The 19,069-nt window shown below is 72.4% G+C and carries 17 protein-coding genes; 6 read left to right on the top strand and 11 right to left on the bottom strand.

What is annotated here, in order from left to right:
• Positions 1–52: 52 nt before the first annotated feature.
• Both K8U61_RS06785 and K8U61_RS06780 read right to left on the bottom strand, forming a co-directional pair.
• Positions 53–1,243: an MFS transporter gene (locus K8U61_RS06785; RefSeq protein WP_224122236.1), complete on the bottom strand. Its 1,191-nt coding sequence runs from the start codon at positions 1,241–1,243 to the stop codon at positions 53–55.
• Positions 1,244–1,322: 79 nt separating this feature from the next.
• Entirely contained in the window at positions 1,323–2,609 is a 1,287-nt protein-coding gene (locus K8U61_RS06780; protein ID WP_224122235.1) for a choice-of-anchor P family protein, read from the bottom strand.
• Positions 2,610–2,776: 167 nt separating this feature from the next.
• On the opposite strand from K8U61_RS06780, the gene hutH reads away from it, so the two are divergent.
• The 5 genes from hutH to K8U61_RS06755 all read left to right on the top strand — a co-directional run bounded on the left by hutH (position 2,777) and on the right by K8U61_RS06755 (position 9,081).
• Positions 2,777–4,351, top strand: coding sequence for a histidine ammonia-lyase (gene hutH / locus K8U61_RS06775; protein ID WP_224122234.1), 1,575 nt, complete (start codon positions 2,777–2,779; stop codon positions 4,349–4,351).
• An 87-nt stretch (positions 4,352–4,438) separates the two neighbouring features.
• A complete protein-coding gene (locus K8U61_RS06770) occupies positions 4,439–6,025 on the top strand; it encodes a methyl-accepting chemotaxis protein (RefSeq protein ID WP_224122233.1) in 1,587 nt (528 codons plus the stop codon).
• A 113-nt stretch (positions 6,026–6,138) separates the two neighbouring features.
• Entirely contained in the window at positions 6,139–7,803 is a 1,665-nt protein-coding gene (gene hutU, locus K8U61_RS06765) for a urocanate hydratase (protein WP_224122232.1), read from the top strand.
• Positions 7,804–7,807: 4 nt separating this feature from the next.
• A complete protein-coding gene (locus K8U61_RS06760) occupies positions 7,808–8,818 on the top strand; it encodes a M48 family metallopeptidase (protein WP_224122231.1) in 1,011 nt (336 codons plus the stop codon).
• A gap of 107 nt (positions 8,819–8,925) precedes the next feature.
• The gene (locus K8U61_RS06755; protein ID WP_224122230.1) at positions 8,926–9,081 is read left to right on the top strand and encodes a hypothetical protein; all 156 of its coding nucleotides are present in this window, start codon (positions 8,926–8,928) and stop codon (positions 9,079–9,081) included.
• Here K8U61_RS06755 and K8U61_RS06750 read toward each other — a convergent pair.
• The 9 genes from K8U61_RS06750 to K8U61_RS06710 all read right to left on the bottom strand — a co-directional run bounded on the left by K8U61_RS06750 (position 9,069) and on the right by K8U61_RS06710 (position 17,740).
• Complete coding sequence (locus K8U61_RS06750) at positions 9,069–10,277, bottom strand: RDD family protein (protein ID WP_224122229.1); 1,209 nt, start codon at positions 10,275–10,277, stop codon at positions 9,069–9,071. The genes K8U61_RS06755 and K8U61_RS06750 overlap by 13 nt on opposite strands.
• 9 nt (positions 10,278–10,286) lie before the next feature.
• Positions 10,287–10,724, bottom strand: coding sequence for a D-aminoacyl-tRNA deacylase (gene dtd, locus K8U61_RS06745; RefSeq protein WP_224122228.1), 438 nt, complete (start codon positions 10,722–10,724; stop codon positions 10,287–10,289).
• Positions 10,724–11,593: an HpcH/HpaI aldolase/citrate lyase family protein gene (locus K8U61_RS06740; RefSeq protein WP_224122227.1), complete on the bottom strand. Its 870-nt coding sequence runs from the start codon at positions 11,591–11,593 to the stop codon at positions 10,724–10,726. The genes dtd and K8U61_RS06740 overlap by 1 nt, the downstream gene beginning before the upstream one ends.
• A 1-nt stretch (position 11,594) precedes the next feature.
• Positions 11,595–12,692, bottom strand: a complete 1,098-nt coding sequence (locus K8U61_RS06735; protein WP_224122226.1) for an HpcH/HpaI aldolase/citrate lyase family protein — start codon at positions 12,690–12,692, stop codon at positions 11,595–11,597.
• A gap of 172 nt (positions 12,693–12,864) precedes the next feature.
• Complete coding sequence (locus K8U61_RS06730) at positions 12,865–13,710, bottom strand: 3-hydroxybutyryl-CoA dehydrogenase (protein ID WP_224122225.1); 846 nt, start codon at positions 13,708–13,710, stop codon at positions 12,865–12,867.
• Positions 13,707–14,228: a DnaJ family domain-containing protein gene (locus K8U61_RS06725; RefSeq protein ID WP_224122224.1), complete on the bottom strand. Its 522-nt coding sequence runs from the start codon at positions 14,226–14,228 to the stop codon at positions 13,707–13,709. The genes K8U61_RS06730 and K8U61_RS06725 overlap by 4 nt, the downstream gene beginning before the upstream one ends.
• A gap of 24 nt (positions 14,229–14,252) precedes the next feature.
• Positions 14,253–15,698: an MFS transporter gene (locus K8U61_RS06720; protein ID WP_224122223.1), complete on the bottom strand. Its 1,446-nt coding sequence runs from the start codon at positions 15,696–15,698 to the stop codon at positions 14,253–14,255.
• Positions 15,699–15,708: 10 nt separating this feature from the next.
• Entirely contained in the window at positions 15,709–17,049 is a 1,341-nt protein-coding gene (locus K8U61_RS06715) for a M20/M25/M40 family metallo-hydrolase (RefSeq protein WP_224122222.1), read from the bottom strand.
• A gap of 64 nt (positions 17,050–17,113) precedes the next feature.
• Positions 17,114–17,740, bottom strand: a complete 627-nt coding sequence (locus tag K8U61_RS06710) for a nitroreductase family protein (protein WP_224122221.1) — start codon at positions 17,738–17,740, stop codon at positions 17,114–17,116.
• 25 nt (positions 17,741–17,765) lie between these two features.
• Between K8U61_RS06710 and K8U61_RS06705 the strand changes: the two genes are divergently transcribed.
• Entirely contained in the window at positions 17,766–18,950 is a 1,185-nt protein-coding gene (locus K8U61_RS06705) for an allantoate amidohydrolase (RefSeq protein ID WP_224122220.1), read from the top strand.
• The last annotated feature ends 119 nt before the right edge of the window (positions 18,951–19,069 follow it).

Raw genomic sequence — 19,069 nt, 5'->3', positions numbered from 1 at the left:
ACGTCCCCCGACGTTCCTGGGGGAGCCGTACCCGATCGGGCATCCTTCACGCTCAGCCGAGCGGCCGCTCCTCGCGGACCGGCACCAGCGGCGCGGCCACGAGCGGGAAGAGCGCGGCGAGGCCGAACGCCGCGGCGTACCCGATGTGCGTGACCGCCAGCCCGGCGAGCGGCGGGACGGCCGAGGCCGCGAGGAACTGCGCGGTGTTCTGCACGCCGAGCGCGCGGCCGGACCAGAACGGCCCGGCGCGCTCCACGACGGCCGTGAACGCGAGCCCGTTGTCGGCCACGGTGACGACCGTGGCGACGACGACCAGGACGACCGCGACGGCGAGGTCGAGCGCCGCGGCCAGGCCGAGGAGGGCCATGGTCGCGGCGGCTGCGATCGCCACCCACTGCAGGGGCCGCATCCGGCTGTGCACCCGGTCCGAGAGGTGGCCGGCGGCGATCCGGCCCAGCGCCCCGGCCACCTGGGCGACCGCGATGACGGTGCCGGCGGCGGCCGGGCGCCAGTCGCGGTCCTGCACCAGCCAGACGAGGGCGAAGGTCCAGATGAGGAACTGCGGCACGACCAGCAGGACCGACACCCCGTGGACCCGGGCCAGGAAGGAGTCCTGCCGGTAGGGGTTGACCGCGGCCACCGGGTCGGCGGCGTCCGGCCGGGGCGGGTCGACGACGACCGCGCCGACCAGCACCACGGCGACCGCGCAGGCGACGGTGGGGATCCAGAGCGCGGCGTGGGGCCCGGCGGCGTCCGCGACGACCGCGACCGAGATGGCGGCGATGCCGACGCCCACCGGCTGGGCCATCTGCCGGATGCCCATCGCGAGGCCGCGGCGGTCCGGCGGGAACCAGCCGACGACGACGCGGCCGCCGGCGACGTTCGTGGTCGCGGCGGCGCCGCCCGCGAGGAGCAGGGTGAGGACGAGCGCGGCGGTGCCGCTGGTCAGCGCGCTCGCGACCCCGGCCAGGACGGTGATGGAGAGGCCGGTGAGGAGGACGAAGCGCTCGCCACGCCGGTCGGTGACCGCGCCCCACGCGACCAGGGTGAGCATCACGCCGACCGTCGGTGCGGCCGCGACGAGTCCGGCCTCGGCGAGGCTCATGCCGTCGGCGTGCAGGCTCGGGATGAGGAACGCCGGGCCGTGGATCATCACCGCGCTGGCGACCTGGGCGAGCGTGCTCGCCCCGAGCATCGCCCACCGGCGGCCGGCGGCGACGGTGGGGACGGCGGTCAGGGTCACGCGGGCCAGTCAACGCCTGACCGGCCCGCGCGACCCTTCCCGTCTTGCAGGGTGACCTGTGAGGTGGCGCTCAGCCGGTTCAGCTGGGCCGAGCGATGTCGAGCTTGGCCGTGGCCAGGTCGATGGTCGCGCCGGTGCCGTCGAGCAGGGTGATCCGCAGCCCGACCACCCGGAGGCCGTGGGCGGTCTTCTTGACCACGCCCGGCTGGATGCTCGCGACGCCGGGGATCTCGAGGACGCCGGTGTCGGGGATCTGCTGCGGCTCGCCGTTGGCGGTGATGGCACCCAGCGTGGTGCCGTCGGAGGAGCGGACCAGCTTGCCGTTCGCGCGGGTCACCTTCGCCTTCGCGACGATGCCGTCGATGTGCAGCGCGCCGCCGCCGAGGTCGACCGAGGCGATCTGGCTGCGCTCGTATCCGGTGGCCTTCCTCGCCGTCTGCTTGCCGAACTGGGTGTTCTTCGCGGCGCCGACGACCACCTGGCCCCCGAGGTCGACCCCGGCCGCGCTCTTGCTGACGACCTTGCCGTCGGTGCCCTGGCAGGGCATCCGGGAGAGGAGGTTCTTGCCGAGGTTGAGCGTGCCGGAGCCGACGTCACCGGTCAGGCCGGTGGACGAGCCCTTGAAGATGCCGGTCTTGATGCCCTCGTAGAGGTTGGCCTCCGCATGCGCGATGTGCACCGACGTACCGCTCGCGGTCAGCTCCACCTTGAGACCGTTGGCGTAGGCGTTGGCCTGGGTCGCCCGGTCGTGGGTGTTGGAGTGACCGATCGTGATCGTCGCGAAGCCCGGGATGTCGACGGGCTGGCCCGGCGCCGGGATCGGGAGGTCGACCGGCGGCAGGCCGCCCGCTGCGGCGAACGACAGCTTGCCGACGTCGGTGTTCGTCGAGGTGTGGAAGCCCGAGGCGTTGTGGTAGGCGCGGGCCGTGGTCGTGACCGCCTTGATCGACAGGGTGCCGAGCGGCGAGTCACTGAGCACGATGTCGCCGACGGAGTGACGGGCCCACGAGGAGACCGTGCCCTTCTTGCTGGTGGTCCAGAGCTTCGTCGTACCGGCGCCGACGGTGCCGAGGCCGGGCAGCTGGACGTCGGTCACGTCGTTGGTGTTGGTCGTGCCGGCCTCGTTGGTGCAGCCGATCACGTCCCAGGCGGTGGTGCCGGACTGGGCGGGCACCTGACCGCCCTTGATCTTGGTGGCGTAGCCGGCGCTCTGCAGGGCGAACGCCGTGGCGACCGTCCTGGGCTTGACGCGCTGCGGCGCCGAGCCGGTGGCGGCGTTGGCGGTGCTGACGCCGAGGCCGGCGGTCAGACCGAGGACCGCGACCGCGGCCGTGAGCAGAGCAGGACTTCTCCAGGTGTTGACCATCTCTGTATCCCTCCCGAGGAATGTGCACGGACTGTCCCCCCACCCCGTGTTCAACAAACGGGTGAAACCTGTTCTCGCTACGTGTGACCCCCGTCTCATCTCGTATCCCAGACATCCGCGCCGCCGGCGGGGTGGTCCGGCCCCGGGCCCGGGAGTTGGATGGCGGCATGACCGACGTGCTCGCACCGACCGCCCTGGACCCCGTCGAGATCGGCGTCGGTCCGGTCTCCTTCGCCGACCTCGTCGCCGTCGCCCGCGGCGGCGCGGCCGTCCGGCTGGGCGAGGACGCGCTCGCGGCGATCGACCGCGCCCGGGCCGTCGTCGACGAGCTCGCCGCCGCACCGACCCCGGCGTACGGCGTCTCGACCGGCTTCGGCGCGCTCGCGACCCGGCACATCCCGACCGAGATGCGGGCCCAGCTGCAGCGCTCGCTGGTCCGCTCGCACGCGGCCGGGTCCGGCCCCGAGGTCGAGCGGGAGGTGGTCCGCGCCCTGATGCTGCTGCGGCTCTCGACCCTGGCGACGGGCCACACCGGCGTACGCCGGGAGACCGCGTCGCTGCTCGCCGGGCTGCTGACCCACGGGATCACCCCGGTGGTGCGGGAGTACGGCTCGCTCGGCTGCTCCGGCGACCTGGCGCCGCTCTCGCACTGCGCGCTCGCCCTGATGGGCGAGGGCGAGGTGCGGGACGCCGAGGGCACCCTGATGCCCGCCGCGCAGGCGCTCGCGGCCGCCGGGCTCGGACCCGTGGAGCTGGCCGCGAAGGAGGGGCTCGCGCTCATCAACGGCACCGACGGGATGCTCGGGATGCTGGTGATGGCGATCGAGGACCTGCGGATGCTGCTGCGGACCGCCGACGTCGCCGCCGCGATGTCGGTCGAGGGCCAGCTCGGCACCGACCGGGTCTTCGCGCCCGAGCTCCAGGCGATCCGTCCGCACCCCGGGCAGGCGGCGTCCGCGGCCAACCTCACGGCCCTGCTGGCCGACTCCGGCGTCGTCGCCTCGCACCGGGGGCCGGACTGCAACCGGGTCCAGGACGCCTACTCGCTGCGCTGCTCCCCGCAGGTGCACGGCGCGGCCCGCGACACCGTCGACCACGCCATCCTGGTCGCCGGCCGCGAGCTCGCCTCGGCGGTCGACAACCCGGTCGTCCTCGCCGAGGACGGTCGGGTCGAGTCCAACGGCAACTTCCACGGCGCTCCCGTGGCCTACGTCCTCGACTTCCTCGCGATCGTCGCCGCCGACGTGGCCTCGATCAGCGAGCGTCGTACCGATCGCTTCCTGGACAAGGCCCGCAACCACGGGCTGCCGCCCTTCCTCGCCGACGACCCCGGCGTGGACAGCGGCCACATGATCGCGCAGTACACCCAGGCGGCGATCGTCTCCGAGCTCAAGCGCCTCGCGGTGCCGGCCTCGGTCGACTCGATCCCGTCCAGCGCGATGCAGGAGGACCACGTGTCGATGGGCTGGTCCGCGGCCCGCAAGCTGCGGCGGGCGGTCGACGGCCTCACCCGGGTGGTGGCGATCGAGGTCCTCACGGCCGCGCGGGCGCTCGACCTGCGCGCCCCGCTGACCCCGTCCCCGGCCACCGGGGCGGTCGTCGCGCTGCTGCGCGGCTCCGGCGTCGAGGGGCCCGGACCGGACCGCCACCTCTCGCCGGAGATCGAGGCGACGGTCGAGCTGGTCGCCTCCGGAGCCGTGCTGCGGGCGGCCGAGGGGGTCGTCGGCCCGCTCCGCTGGTGAGCGATCCCTCAGGTCGACGCTGAGACGGTCGATCCAGACCTCCGTGACTCGGACCGACGGACGGTCCGGGGTGGAGGTGTGTGCAACGTGTCCAACTCGTCCCTGTCCTCGCTCTCGCTGCGGACCAGGCTGCTCGCGGCGTTCCTCGTCGTCTCGCTGGCCAGCGTGGTGGTCGCGGGCTTCGCGCTCACGCGGATGAACACGATCAGCGACCGTGCCCAGGCGGTCTACGAGAAGGGCACCGTCCAGCTCGACGGCACCCGCAACCTGCAGGTGCTGTGGTGGGAGTACGAGACCCACGACGCGCGCCTCGCGATCACCGGCCTGCCCGACGCCGTCCTCGCCGACGAGCAGAAGATGCAGGCGGCCTCGCTGCAGGAGCTCAACTCCAGCATCGAGACGGTCAAGGCCATGGACCTCTCGTCCGACGTCGCGGCCAGCGTCGACGCCTTCGCGACCGCGATCCAGAGCACCATCGACGAGGTCGACAAGCTCAAGACCGGCACCCTCTCGGCCGCCGAGTCGGCCACCGTCCTGCAGCAGCTCACCAGCCTCGCGGACGACGCCCAGAAGGCGATCGACGCCGCCAACAGCGCCGAGCAGAAGTCGGCCGCCGACCAGGCCCAGTCGGCCAAGGACGCCTTCGAGTCCGCCCGGACCCTGACCATCGCGATCATCGTCGTCGGCCTCGCCCTCAGCGTCGGCCTCGGCTTCGCCAGCGCCCGCGCGGTGGCCCGGCCCATCGACGCCACCCGCGACATCCTCGCCCGGGTCGCCGAGGGCGACCTCGCCATCCGCGTCGAGGAGTCCGGCCCCCGCGAGATCGCCGAGATGAACCGCTCGCTCAACAAGTCGCTCGAGGCCTTCGGTGGCGTCATGGTCATGGTCCGCGACTTCGCCCAGCGTCTCGCCGGCTCGTCGGCCAACCTGAGCAGCACCGCCGGCGCGATCGCGGTCAACGTCGAGGGCGTCGCCCAGCAGGCCGACCTCGTCTCGTCCTCCGCCTCGGACGTCTCCCGCAACGTCGGCACCGTCGCCGCCGGCTCGGAGCAGATGCAGTCGGCGATCCGCGAGATCGCGCAGTCCGCCAACGCCGCCGCCCAGGTGGCCGGCAACGCCGTCGGTGTCGCCGCCGCCACCACCGAGACGGTCGGCAAGCTCGGCACCTCCTCGCAGGAGATCGCCTCGGTGGTCAAGACGATCACCTCGATCGCCGAGCAGACCAACCTCCTGGCGCTCAACGCCACCATCGAGGCCGCTCGGGCCGGTGAGGCCGGCAAGGGCTTCGCGGTGGTCGCCGGCGAGGTCAAGGAGCTCGCGCAGGAGACCGCGCGGGCCACCGAGGACATCGCCCGCCGGGTCGAGATGATCCAGGGCGACACCACCGGTGCCGTCGAGGCCATCGGCCAGATCAGCGCCGTCATCGCGGAGATCAACGACTTCCAGATGACCATCGCGTCCGCCGTGGAGGAGCAGACCGCCACCACCAACGAGATGAACCGCAACGTGCTCGAGGCCGCCAACGGCTCCGAGGGCATCGCCGGCAACGTCTCCGGGATCGCCGACTCCGCCGCGCAGACGCTCGCCGGTGTCACCGACGCCCAGCGCTCCGCCGGCGAGCTCGCCGAGATGGGCGCTCAGCTCGAGGAGGCCGTCGGCCGCTTCCGCGTCTGACGCTCTCTTCGCAGTACCCACACCTCCTCCGCGACCCCGGTCGTCTCGTACCCGAGACGGCTGGGGTCGCGGCACACTGGCGGGTCTCGCGTCGGACCTCGTTCACTGGAGGCATGGCCTCCTCGAGCAACCCCCGCCTCCCGATCCACGCCGCGCACGGCACGGAGCTGACCGCTCGCTCCTGGCAGACCGAGGCGCCGCTGCGGATGCTGATGAACAACCTCGACCCCGAGAACGCCGAGCGTCCCGAGGACCTCGTCGTCTACGGCGGGACCGGCAAGGCCGCGCGGTCGTGGGAGGCGTACGACGCACTGGTGCGGACCCTCACCACGCTCGGTGACGACGAGACGATGCTCGTGCAGTCCGGCAAGCCGGTCGGCGTGATGAAGACCCACGCGTGGGCGCCGCGGGTGCTGATCGCCAACTCCAACCTGGTCGGCGACTGGGCCAACTGGGAGGAGTTCCGGCGGCTCGAGGACCTCGGCCTGACGATGTACGGCCAGATGACCGCCGGGTCCTGGATCTACATCGGCACCCAGGGCATCCTCCAGGGCACGTTCGAGACCTTCGCGGCCGTCGCGGACAAGAGGTTCGCCGGCACGCTCGCCGGCACCATCACCGTGACCGCCGGCCTCGGCGGCATGGGCGGCGCGCAGCCGCTCGCCGTCACCATGAACGACGGCGTCGTGATCTGCATCGAGTGCGACCAGGCGCGGATCCAGCGCCGGATCGACCACCGCTACCTCGACGTCCAGGCGGCCTCGCTGGAGGAGGCCGTGTCGCTGGCCATCGAGGCCCGCGACGAGCGGCGACCGCTGTCGATCGGCGTCCTCGGCAACGCCGCGTCGATGCTCCCGCAGCTGCTGGAGATGGACGCCCCGATCGACATCGTCACGGACCAGACCTCGGCCCACGACCCGCTCTTCTACCTGCCGGTCGGGGTGCCGTTCGAGGAGTGGGAGGCGCGTCGTACGACGGACCCGGAGGCCTTCACCAAGGAGGCCCAGGCCTCGATGGCGGCGCACGTGCGGGCCATGGTGGAGTTCCAGGACAAGGGCGCCGAGGTCTTCGACTACGGCAACTCGATCCGCGACGAGGCCCGCAAGGGCGGCTACGACCGGGCGTTCGAGTTCCCGGGCTTCGTGCCGGCGTACATCCGGCCGCTCTTCTGCGAGGGCAAGGGCCCCTTCCGCTGGGCTGCGCTGTCCGGCGACCCGGCCGACATCGCCGCCACCGACCGCGCCATCCTGGAGCTCTTCCCCGAGAACGAGCGGCTGCGGAAGTGGATCACCATGGCCGGTGAGCGCGTGCACTTCCAGGGCCTGCCGGCGCGGATCTGCTGGCTCGGGTACGGCGAGCGCCACCTCGCGGGCCTGAAGTTCAACGAGATGGTCGCCTCCGGCGAGCTCTCCGCTCCCGTCGTGATCGGCCGCGACCACCTCGACTGCGGCTCGGTCGCCTCGCCCTACCGCGAGACCGAGGCGATGCTCGACGGCTCCGACGCCATCGCCGACTGGGCGATCCTCAACGCCCTGGTCAACACCGCCTCGGGTGCGACCTGGGTGTCCTTCCACCACGGCGGCGGCGTCGGCATGGGCCGATCGCTGCACGCCGGCCAGGTCTGCGTCGCCGACGGCACCGCCCTGGCGGCCGAGAAGATCGAGCGGGTCCTCACCAACGACCCGGGCATGGGCGTGATCCGGCACGTCGACGCCGGCTACGACCGCGCCGCCGAGGTCGCCGACGACCGCGGCGTTCGCATCCCCATGTCAGAGTGACGGTGTGACGACCGAGCCGGCTCGGACCCGGGCCACCCTCACCGGCATCAGCTCCCGCGCGTGGGAGCACCCCGCTGACCAGGGGGCGCTGGTCGCGCTCCGCAAGCTCAAGGGCTTCGACACGCTGCTCAAGGCGCTGTCGGGACTCTTCAACGAGCGCGCCGTACGCCTCGTCTTCCTCGGCTCCGCGGTCCGGGTCGACGAGCGGAACTTCGCCCGGTTGCACCGCCTCCTCGGTGAGGCCGGGCGCACCCTCGACGCGCCCGAGCTCCCCGAGCTGTACGTCGCCGCCAACCCGATGCTCGGGGCCGTCACGATCGGCATGAACAAGCCGATCGTCGTGGTCAACTCCGGGGTCGTCGACCTCTTCGACGACGACGAGCTGCGCTTCGTGATCGCCCACGAGCTCGGCCACGCGATGAGCGGGCACGCCGTCTACCAGACCATGCTGCAGCGGATGATCACGCTCAGCGGCGTGCTCTCCTCGGTGCCGGGAGGCGCGCTCGGCGCGCGCGCGATCATGGCCGCGCTCTACGAGTGGTCGCGCAAGTCCGAGCTCTCGGCCGACCGCGCCGGGCTGCTCGCGACCCAGGACCCGGCGGCGGCGTTCCGGGTGCACATGAAGCTCGCCAGCGGCGGTCACCTCGACGACCTCGACGCGACCTCGTTCTTCGCCCAGGGCCAGGAGTACGACGAGTCCGACCTGCGCGACTCCGTGCTCAAGCTGCTGCTCGTCGAGAACCGCTCGCACCCCTTCGCCGTGGTCCGCGCGACCGAGCTGCGCCGGTGGGTCGACTCCGGCGACTACACCCGGGTCCTCGGCGGCGACTACCCGCGCCGTACCGACGACGCCGACGCGAAGCTCACCGACGCCGCGAAGGCCGCCGCGAGGAGCTACTCCGAGACGTTCCAGCAGAGCCAGGACGCCATCGGCAAGCTGATGCACGACGTCGCCGGCGTGCTCGGCAGCGTCAAGGTCTGGCTCGACGAGCAGCTGCGCAGGACCCGCGACTGAGCACCCTGCGTGAGCTCGTCGGCCGGGTCCCCGAGGGCTGGTCGGTCGCGACGTACGACGGGCGCCGGTACGGCGTCACCAAGACCCTGCGCGCCGACGGCCGCGCGGTGTCGGTCTACGCCGAGGAGCTCGGCGGGACGGACGTCGTGAGCACCAACGTCTACCTCGTCGAGGCCGGCGACGAGCTGCGGCCCTGCGAGATGCCGGCGGCGAAGGTGCTCGCGTTCCTCCGTCGCGCCGACTTCGCCGGTCAGCCGGACTGACGGGCCAGGAACGCCGACAGCGGCCCGGGGATCTCCGCCGACCGCTCGCCCCAGTCGTAGACCGATGCGGTGCCGGCGATGAGGTCGTGCAGCGCGCGGTGCTCGCGCTGCACGAGCACCATGAGGTAGCCGATGCCGAACACCAGCGCGCTCAACGGGAAGGCGAGCGTGCGCACGAAGGCGCGGCGCACCGACAACGGGCTGCCGTCCCGGCCGACCACGCGCAGGCCGACGATCCCCTTCCCGAGCGTGCGGCCGGCGACGGCGTGCGACCCGAAGGAGTAGAGGAACGCCCACACCGCCAGCGCACCGACAGCGATCGGGCCGTTGTCGTTGAGGTCGTCGAAGGTGGTGCCCAGGAAGACGCCGGCCAGGAAGCCCAGGCCCGCGATCCCGAGCGTGTACGACGTGGTGATGATCGCGACGTCCAGCGCGGCCGCGGCGGCGCGGGTCACCGGGCCGGCGTAGTGGCCGCTGACCGTCAGCCGGGGGCCTGCGGCCGGCGCCGGCTCGGTCACGAGCAGCAGGGGCGGGCCGACGGGCTGGGTGTCCGGGTCGCGTCGGAGCAGCCGGCTGACGATCCGGTCGATGACGACGTCGAGGGCGACCAGCTGCCGCCGGACCAGGTCGATCGCCGATCCGGCGAGCTGGTTGGTGCTCTCGGCCACCAGCTCGGGCACGCCGGAGCGGCGTACCAGCGCCTCGAGGTCGACGGGGGCCAGCAGCGCCTCGACGTCGACCTTCGCCAGCAGGGCATTGAGGTCCACGTGGTCGAGGAGCGTGTTCATGTCGACGTGGTCGAGGAGTGAGTTCATGTCGACGCGCGCGAGCAACGCGTTCATGTCGACGCGGTCGAGGAGGGCGTTCGGGTCGAGCCGCGACATCAGCTCGTCGGGGTCGATCCGGCTCACGAGGGCGGCGACGTCGACGCGGGCGAGCAGCCGGTCGGGGTCCACGCGGTCGAGCAGCGGATCCATCTCGACCCGGTCGAGGAGCGCGTTGAGGTCGACGCGGGCGAGCAGGGCGTTCATGTCGATCCGCGCCAGCAGCGCGTCGGCGTCGATCCGCGCGACCAGGGCGTCGACGTCCACCTGGTCGAGCACGATGTCGGGGTCGACGAGGTCGACGACGCGCTCGGTCACCCCACCGGTGATCCGGTGGAAGAGACCGCGGCCCTCCCCGCCCGTCCCGGCCATGAGGCCACGCTAGCGGTCAGGGGGGCTCTCGAGGATCATCGTGATCGGCCCGTCGTTGACGGACTCCACGCGCATGTCGGCACCGAACGAGCCGGTCTCGACCTGGGCGCCGAGGTCGCGCAGCGCCTGGCACACGGCGTCGTACAACGGCTCGCTGACCGGTCCGGGTGCCGCCGCCTGCCAGGTGGGGCGCCGGCCCTTGCGGGCGTCGCCGTACAGCGTGAACTGGCTGACCACCAGGACCGGCGCGGCGACGTCCGAGGCCGACTGCTCGTCGCGGAGGATGCGCAGGTCCCAGATCTTGCGGGCGGTCCAGGCGACGTCGGCGGCGCCGTCGTCGTGGGTGACGCCGAGGTAGACCAGCAGGCCGGGGCCCTCGATCGCGCCGACGGTCACTCCGTCGACGGTGACGCTCGCGCCGAGGACGCGCTGGACGACGGCGCGCATCAGTCCTGGTTCAGGGCCTGGATCGCGTCGTGGATGGAGAGGGTACGGCGGGCCGACTCGACGTGGAGGTTCTCGACCATCCGGCCGTTGTAGGTGACGACGCCGGAGCCCTGCCCGTCCTCCCAGGCCTGGATCAGGCCGCGGGCGTCCTCGACCGCCTGCTCCGACGGGGCGAACGCGGTGTTGGCGCCCTCGACCTGACCGGGGTGGATCAGGGTCTTGCCGTCGAAGCCCATCTGCCGGCCCTGCTCGCACTCGGCGAGGAAGCCGTCGGTGTTCTTCACGTCGTTGTAGACGCCGTCGAGGATGGCGATGCCGGCCGCCCGGGCCGCGAGCAGCGCGGTGTGCAGGCTCGGCAGGATCGGGGCGCGGCCGGGCACGTGCTCGGCGTACAGCTCCTTGACGAGGTCGTTGGTGCCGAGCACGAAGCAGGTGAGCCGCTCGCTGGCCCGCGCGATGGCGAGCGCGTCGAGGATCGCGACCGGGGTCTCGATCATCGCCCAGAGCTTGGTGTGGTCGGGGGCGCCGGCCTTCTCGAGCGCGTCGACCAGCCGGCCGACCTCCGCGGCGCTGTTGACCTTGGGGACGACGACGGCGTCCGGGCCGGCCTGCGCGGCCGCGACCAGGTCGGCGTCGTGCCACTCGGTGCCGATGCCGTTGGCGCGGATGGTGAGGGTACGGCGGCCGTACTCGCCGCTGGCCGCGGCCGCCGCCGCGGCCTCGCGGGCGGCGGGCTTGGCGTCGGGGGCGACGGCGTCCTCGAGGTCGAAGATGACGCCGTCGATAGGCAGCGTCTTGGCCTTCTCCAGCGCCTTGGCGTTGGAGCTCGGCATGTAGAGGACGCTGCGCAGCGGGGTGAAGTCGGTCATCTCAGGCGACCTCGATCGCGTCGTACTGCTTCTTGAGCTCGGGGTCGATCGCGGCCAGCTGCTCGGCCAGCTTGACCATGACCAGGCACTGCTTGAGGGAGGCGTCGTCCTCCATCTTGCCGTCGAGCATCACGGCGCCGGTGCCGTCGCCCATCGCGGCGACCACGCGGCGCGCGTGCGCGATGTCCTCGACGCTGGGGGAGAAGACCCTGTTGGCGATCGCGATCTGCTTGGGGTGCAGGCTCCAGGTGCCGACGCAGCCGAGCAGGAACGCGTTGCGGAACTGGTCCTCGCACGCCGTCGTGTCCGCGATGTCGCCGAACGGGCCGTAGTAGGGGTAGATGCCGTGCATCGCGCAGGCGTCGACCATGCGGGCGATCGTGTAGTGCCAGAGGTCCTGCTGGTACGTCGCGCGGGCGGCCTCGAGGTTGGCGACGCCGTTCTCCTTCGGCGGGTCCTCCCGCACGAGGTAGCCGGGGTGGCCGCCGCCGACCCGGGTGGTCTTCATCCGGCGGTCGGCGGCGAGGTCGGCCGGGCCGAGGGAGAGGCCCTGCATGCGCGGGCTGGCGCCGCAGATCTCCTCGACGTTGGCGACGCCGCGGGCGGTCTCGAGGATCGCGTGCACCAGGATCGGCCGGTCGAGCCCGGCCTTGGCCTCGAGCTGGGCGAGCAGGCGGTCGACGTAGTGGATGTCCTCGGCGCCCTGCACCTTCGGCACCATGATCACGTCGAGCTTGTCGCCGATCGCGGGGACGAGCGTGGTGAGGTCGTCGAGGGCCCACGGGCTGTCGAGGCTGTTGATCCGGGTCCACAGCTGGGTCGGCCCGCTCTGTCCTCCGAGGTTGGCCGTCTTCCTCGCGATCTCGACGAGACCCTCTCGCGCGGCGACCTTGTTGTCGGCCTTGACGGCGTCCTCGAGGTTGCCCAGCAGCACGTCGACGGTGCCGACCATGTCCGGGATCTTGGCCGCCATCTTCGGGTTGCTCGGGTCGAAGAAGTGGATCGCCCGGCTCGGCCGGGCCGGGATCTCGGTCAGGGGCGTCGGCGCGCCGACCGCGAGGGGTCGGAAGAAGTCCTTGGCGCTGCGGGAACCGCTCATGGGGCGGAACGTAGCAGCGGATCGTTACCCGCCGGTATGACGGATCTGACAGTCGGCGGCGGGTTTCCCCGGCTGCCCGGGGAAACCCGCCGACACGCGGCCGATGGAGCGGCGTGTCGGGCGGGTTCCGGCTGACCACCCTGACGGGTGTGACCGGTGGGGCGCGAGGTGGTCAGGCGTAGGTGTAGAAGCCGCGGCCGGTCTTGCGGCCCAGCAGGCCGGCGTCGACCATCCGCTGGAGGAGCGGCGGGGCGGCGTAGAGCGGCTCCTTGAACTCGTCGTAGAGCGACTCGGCGACGGCCTTGGTGGTGTCCAGGCCGATCAGGTCGGCCAGCGCGAGGGGGCCCTGGGGGTGGGCGGCGCCCAGGACCAGGCCGCGGTCGATGTCCTCGGCGGAGGCGAAGCCGGACTCGTACATCCGGATCGCGGAGAGGATGAAGGGGATCAGCAGCGCGTTGACCACGAAGCCCGCGCGGTCCTGGCAGTCGATCGCCTGCTTGCCCAGCGACTCCTCGACCCAGGCGCGGGAGCGGGCGGTGGTCTCCTCGGAGGTCAGCAGCGAGGGGACCAGCTCGACGAGCTGGAGCACCGGGACCGGGTTGAAGAAGTGGATGCCGATCACCTGGGTCGGGCGGGAGGTGACCACGCCGAGCTTCATAATCGGGATCGAGGAGGTGTTGGAGGCCAGGATCGCGTCCGGGGCCTCGGCGACCGCGTCCAGGGACTTGAAGAGCGCGACCTTGGCGGCCTCGTCCTCCACGATCGCCTCGACCACGACCTCGCGGTCGGCGACCGCGTCCAGGTCGGTCTCGACCCGGACCAGCCCGAGCACGTCGGCGGCCGAGGAGATCTTGCCCTTCGCCTCCGCACGCGCCAGCGACTTCTCCAGCCGGCCGAGCGCGGCCTTCGCGGCGTCGTCGGACGACTCGACCACGACCACGTCGTGGCCCGCGCGGGCACTGACCTCGGCGATGCCCGACCCCATCAGGCCACCACCGACGACGGCGATCTTCTTCATCGAACTCCCTCTCCTCGTGTGCGTCGATTCCACCAGTGCCGCCTCCGCGGTCGTACGGCGGGCTCCGTCCGGGCGACTCGTCGGGCCGCTCGCCGCGTGCGCCAGGCCTCCACCGTCTCGTCCACGTCGCGCGGCATGGTGACCAGCGGAGGTCCGGGGTGTAGCGAGTAGCGCGCCCGGATCACCCGCTCGTTGAAGTCCTCGACGACCCGGCGTACCTCCGCCTCGTAGTTGATCGCGTCGAGCTGCTCGTCGAGCTCGGCGTCCTCCTTGCGCAGCGCGACGCTGGGCGGCAGCACGACGATCCGCTCGCGCTCGACCAGCTGCTTGACCCACCAGTCGGGGTCGTGCTCGGTGCCGAGGTTCTCGATCGGCTTGCCGGCGCCGGGGAGGTCGTCGAACTCGCCGCGCTCCATCGCCTGCCGGATCTGGACGTCGACCCAGGTCTGCTGTTGCTGGATGCGCGCGCGGGCCGCGGCGCGACTCGCCGCGCGGTCGGGGTCCTGCTCCTGGGGCATCACCCTCAGCCTACTGAGCCAGTGCTACTGGACCAGGGGGAGCGCCGGCTCCTCGGCGACGTGCCGCGGCAGCATCATCAGTGCGGCGGCGGCGCAGAGGGCCGCGACGGCGCACACCGTCCAGACGGTGAGGTAACCCGACAGCGGGGCGTGGCCCTTCTCCGGATCGGCGATCGAGCCCGTGGCCGACAGCGCGATCGCGAAGATCGCGGACGCGATCGCGCCGCCGATGGTCTTGGTCGCGTTGGTCATGCCGGTCGCGAAGCCGGTGCGCTCGGGCGGAGCGGCCGCCGCGGCGGTCGCGGGCAGCGCGGCAACGAGCGCGCCGGAGCCGAGCCCGGCGACGGCCATGTTGATCAGCGCCTGCCACGTGTGGTCGTGGAAGGGCAGCCACAGCGCGTAGCCGACCGCCACCAGCACCGAGGACATCATCAGCGCCCCGCGCGGGCCGAGCGCCCGCGTGGTGAGCGGCAGCGTGAACGCGCCGATCGCCAGGAAGATCACGTAGACGCCGATCAGCGTCGACACGAAGCCGGCGCTCGCGCCCAGCCCGTAGCCGGCGACGTCGGGGTCGGTGCGCGCGAAGGTCGAGAGCGGGATCTGCGCGCCGAGCACGGACATGCCGAAGAGGAAGGCCGTCAGCTGCACCGGCCACTGGCCGGGCGTCCTGAGCAGGCGTACGTCGACGATCGGGTCGTCCTGGCCGAGCTCGTAGCGGCCGAAGACGGAGAGCACGACCAGCCCGAGCAGGATCAGCACCCACGGCAGCATGCTGCCGGGGCCCTGCAGCCGGATCGCGATCAGGCCACCCATCACCAGTCCGATCGAGGCGGTGAGGAGCACCAGCCCGCCGAGGTCGATGCCGCCGGTCGCGGTGCCCTCCATGTCCTCGATGCCGAACCAGATGATCACGAAGCAGGCCGTCACCGCGACGGCGGGCAGTGCCAGCAGCACGGTCATCGACGTCGCCTCGACCAGCGCGCCCGACGTGAGGGCACCGATGATCACCGCGAGCTCGAGGGCGCCCACCAGGATCGCGGCGGCGCGCCGGGTGAGCTGGTGCTGGCGCCCGGTCCCGGCGGTGCGCCGGTGGATGATCGCGACCTCGAGGGGCAGCCAGACGACGTACGCGCCCTGGATCGCCGCGCCGACCAGGAAGGTCGCGAACGACGGCGCGAAGGCCATCACCCACGAGCCGACAGCGGTGACGGCGGTCGAGAGGAGCAGCACCTTCTTGTGGCCGACCAGGTCGCCCATCCGCGCCAGCGGGGGCACGACGAGAGCGGAGACGATCAGCTGCGCGGCCTCGAACCAGTTGACGTCGGCGTCGGCGATGTCGAGGTGGTCGGCGATGTCGCTGAAGATCGGTGTGTAGTAGCCCTGCAGGATGCCGCTGGCGAGCTCGACGCAGACCAGGAACCCGACGATGGCGAAGAGGCCGCGGACCCGGGGGTCCTGGGTCACCGTCATGCCGCGTCACTCATGCGGGAATCCTCTCGATCAGGCGCTGGTACCACCGCACGCCGTCGACGAAGGCGTCGATCCCGAGGTGCTCGTCGTAGGAGTGGATCGACTCGCGCTGCGCCTTGGTCATCCGGAACGGGGCGAACCGGTAGACCCGGGAGCAGATCGAGGTGAAGAACCGCGAGTCGGTCGCGGCCATCATGACGTAGGGCGACGGGATCGCGTCGGGGAACACCTCGGCGATCGTGTCCTCCAGGAGCGTGAACGCCTCGTCGCCGTCGTACGGCGAGATCGGGCTCGGCTCGTTCTCCTCCACGACGCTGATCTGCACCCGGTCGTCGTCGACGGTGCGGCGGACGTGCTCGAGGACGCCGGCGACGGTGTCGCCGACCATGATCCGGATGTTCACGCCGGCCGTGGCGGTCGAGGCGATCACGTTGAGCGCGGGGGAGCCGGACAGGGTCGTGATCGCGAAGGACGTGCGCGTCATGGCGGCCGGCTCAGACCCGGCCGCGATCAGCGCCCGGGTGAGCACCGGCCGCAGCCGCGCGGCGTTGGCCATCAGCGGTCGCAACAGGGTCGATCCGTGCGGTGCGATCCGGCGCAGTAGCTCGATCGTCGGGTCGGGGATGCTGGCCGCCATCTGCTGGGCGTCGAGCCTCGCGATCGCCTTGGCGATCCGGACGGTCGGGCCGTTCTTCGCCGGCGTCGAGGCGTGGCCGCCGCGGCCGTCCACCCGGAGCTCGATCGAGGTGACGCCCTTCTCGGTGACGCCGACGACGCCGATCGGCGCGGCCACGCCGGGGAAGGCCTCGGCGGCGATCGCGCCGCCCTCGTCCATCACGAACCACGGTCGTACGCCGCGCCGGGTCAGCTCCTCCACCGCGAGCGGGGCCGCCGGACCGGAGACCTCCTCGTTGCAGCCGAAGGAGAGCCAGAGGTCCTGGGCGGGGATGAAGTCGTCGGCGAGCAGCGCCTCCACGGCGGCGCAGATCGCGACCAGCTGACCCTTGTCGTCGAGCGTCCCCCGGCCCCAGATCGCGCCGTCGTGGATCTCGGCGCCGAAGGGCGGGTGCTGCCACGGCGCGTCCTCCTCGACCGGCACGACGTCGAGATGGGCCATCAGCACCACCGGCCGCTCCGCGCTCCGGCCGGCCCAGTGGAAGAGGAGGCCGTGGGTGTCGATCCGGGTCAGCTCGAGCCGCTCGTGCAGCAGCGGGAACTGGCGCGCGAGCTCCGCGCCGAACGCGTCGAAGGCGGCCGTGTCGACCCGACCGGGGTCGCGGTGGGACACGGTCGGGATCCGGATCAGGGCCTGGAGCTTCTCGACGACCGGGTCGACGGGGGGCGTGGTCACGAGCGGAGGCTATTCGTCTCGGATGTGAGACTCGTGGTGCGGCGCGGTCGTTGACCCGGCCCGCTCACGCCGATGGACTGGAGTCGTGTCCCCAGCGCCCCCGATGCACCAGGCCGTCCATCGGCTTGCGGGCCCGCTTGGCGGGGGACCCCTGTGCGCCGACCGTCGTGGCGGCGTGGCCGATGGTCACGACGCCCACCGGGTCGAAGTCGTCGGGGATCGCGAACGCCTCCCGCACCGCGGCGTCCCGGTCCGGCGGGACGCCGATGAAGCACGAGCCGAGGCCCGCGTCGGTCGCGGTCTGGAGGATCAGCAGCGCCGCCATCGCGGTGTCCATGTCCCAGAAGGGCTTGGGCCAGCGGGCCTCGTCGCGGTCCGACCAGCCCTTGTCGGGCTGGGCGTAGCGGTCGAGGTACGCCGCCTTGCTCGAGCACGGCAGGATCACGACGGGCGCCCGCATCATCCCGGCCAGCCACCGGTCCGGGTGGTCGAGGTCGTCGGCGGTCGCGGCCCAGAAGCGGCGTACGTCGTCGGGACGGTCGAGCACGAGGAAGGCCCACCCCTGGCTGAAGCCGGCGTTGGGCGCGCGGGTCGCGTTGCGCAGCGCCAGGTCGACGATCGCCGGGTCGACCGGGTCGGTCGTGTAGCTGCGGACCATCTTGCGGCGCCGTACGACGTCCTGGAACTCCATGGCGGCCAAGGATATGGAGGCAGCCGTGCCCGATGACTTCGAGCGGATGTGGGGCGACCTGGCGCCGGTGGGCCGGTCGGCCTCGTCGGGCGGCTACTTCCGGCAACCCTTCGCCTCGGCCGAGCGGGAGCTCGCCCAGTGGTTCGTCGAGCAGTGCGCTGCGCGCGGGCTGCGCGTGGAGACCGACGAGATCGGCAACGCCGTCGGCTGGTGGGACGTCGGCTCCGGGCCGGCGGTGCTCACCGGCTCGCACCTCGACTCGGTGCTCGACGGGGGCGCGTACGACGGACCGCTCGGTGTCGTGTCCGCGCTGGCCGCGATCGACCTGATGCGGGCGCGCGGCGTCGTACCGACGCGGCCGGTGGGGGTGTCGGTCTTCGTCGAGGAGGAGGGCTCGCGCTTCGGCCTCGCCTGCCTGGGCTCGCGGCTCGCGTCCGGCGCGCTGTCGTGGGAGGCGGCGCGCGAGCTGCGCGACCGCGACGGGGTGGCGCTGGGCGACGTGGTGCCGGGTGCGGCGTCGTCGCTGCTGTCGTCGGTCGGGACGTTCGTCGAGCTGCACGTCGAGCAGGGTCGCGACCTCGTGGACCGCGGCGCGGCGATCGGCGTGGCCAGCGAGATCTGGCCGCACGGTCGCTACCGCTTCGACTTCGCGGGTGCCGCGAACCACGCCGGCACCACGCGGATGGAGGACCGCCAGGACCCGATGCTGACCTACGCGATGACGGCGCTGGCGGCCAACAAGCAGGCCCGGCTGGCCGGCCAGCGCGCGACCTTCGGCCGCGTCGCGGTGACCCCGAACGGCACCAACGCCGTCCCGTCCGCGGTGACGGCGTGGCTCGACGCGCGGTGCTCGACCGACGCCGGCCTGGCCGAGCTCGTCGACGCGATCGGGCGGCAGGGCAGCGAGCGCGCGGACCGCGACGGCACGTCGCTGACGGTGACCGCCGAGTCGGTCTCCGGCGCGGTCACCTTCGACCCGGCGCTCGCGGCCGCCGTGGCCGCCGACCACGAGGGCGGCGCCTGGCCGATCATCCCGACCCAGGCCGGCCACGACGCCGGGATCCTCTCCGCCGCGGGGATCCCGACCGCGATGCTCTTCGTGCGCAACCCGACCGGCGTCTCCCACTCGCCGGCCGAGCACGCCGAGGTCGCCGACTGCCTGGTCGGCGTCTCCGCCCTGGCCGACACGCTCGACAGGCTGACCCGGTGAGCTCGTCGTACCTCCTCGAGCGGGCCTGGGTCGACGGCGCGGTGCGGGACGACGTGCTCGTCGAGATCTCCGACGGGCTGATCTCGCGGGTTTCGGCGGCTGGCAGCCGGAACCCGCAC

The sequence above is a fragment of the Nocardioides mangrovi genome (assembly GCF_020073815.1).
Lineage (GTDB): Bacteria > Actinomycetota > Actinomycetes > Propionibacteriales > Nocardioidaceae > Nocardioides > Nocardioides mangrovi.
The sequence above is the reverse complement of the archived record's forward strand: the minus strand, read 5'-3'. Positions and strand labels throughout refer to the sequence as shown.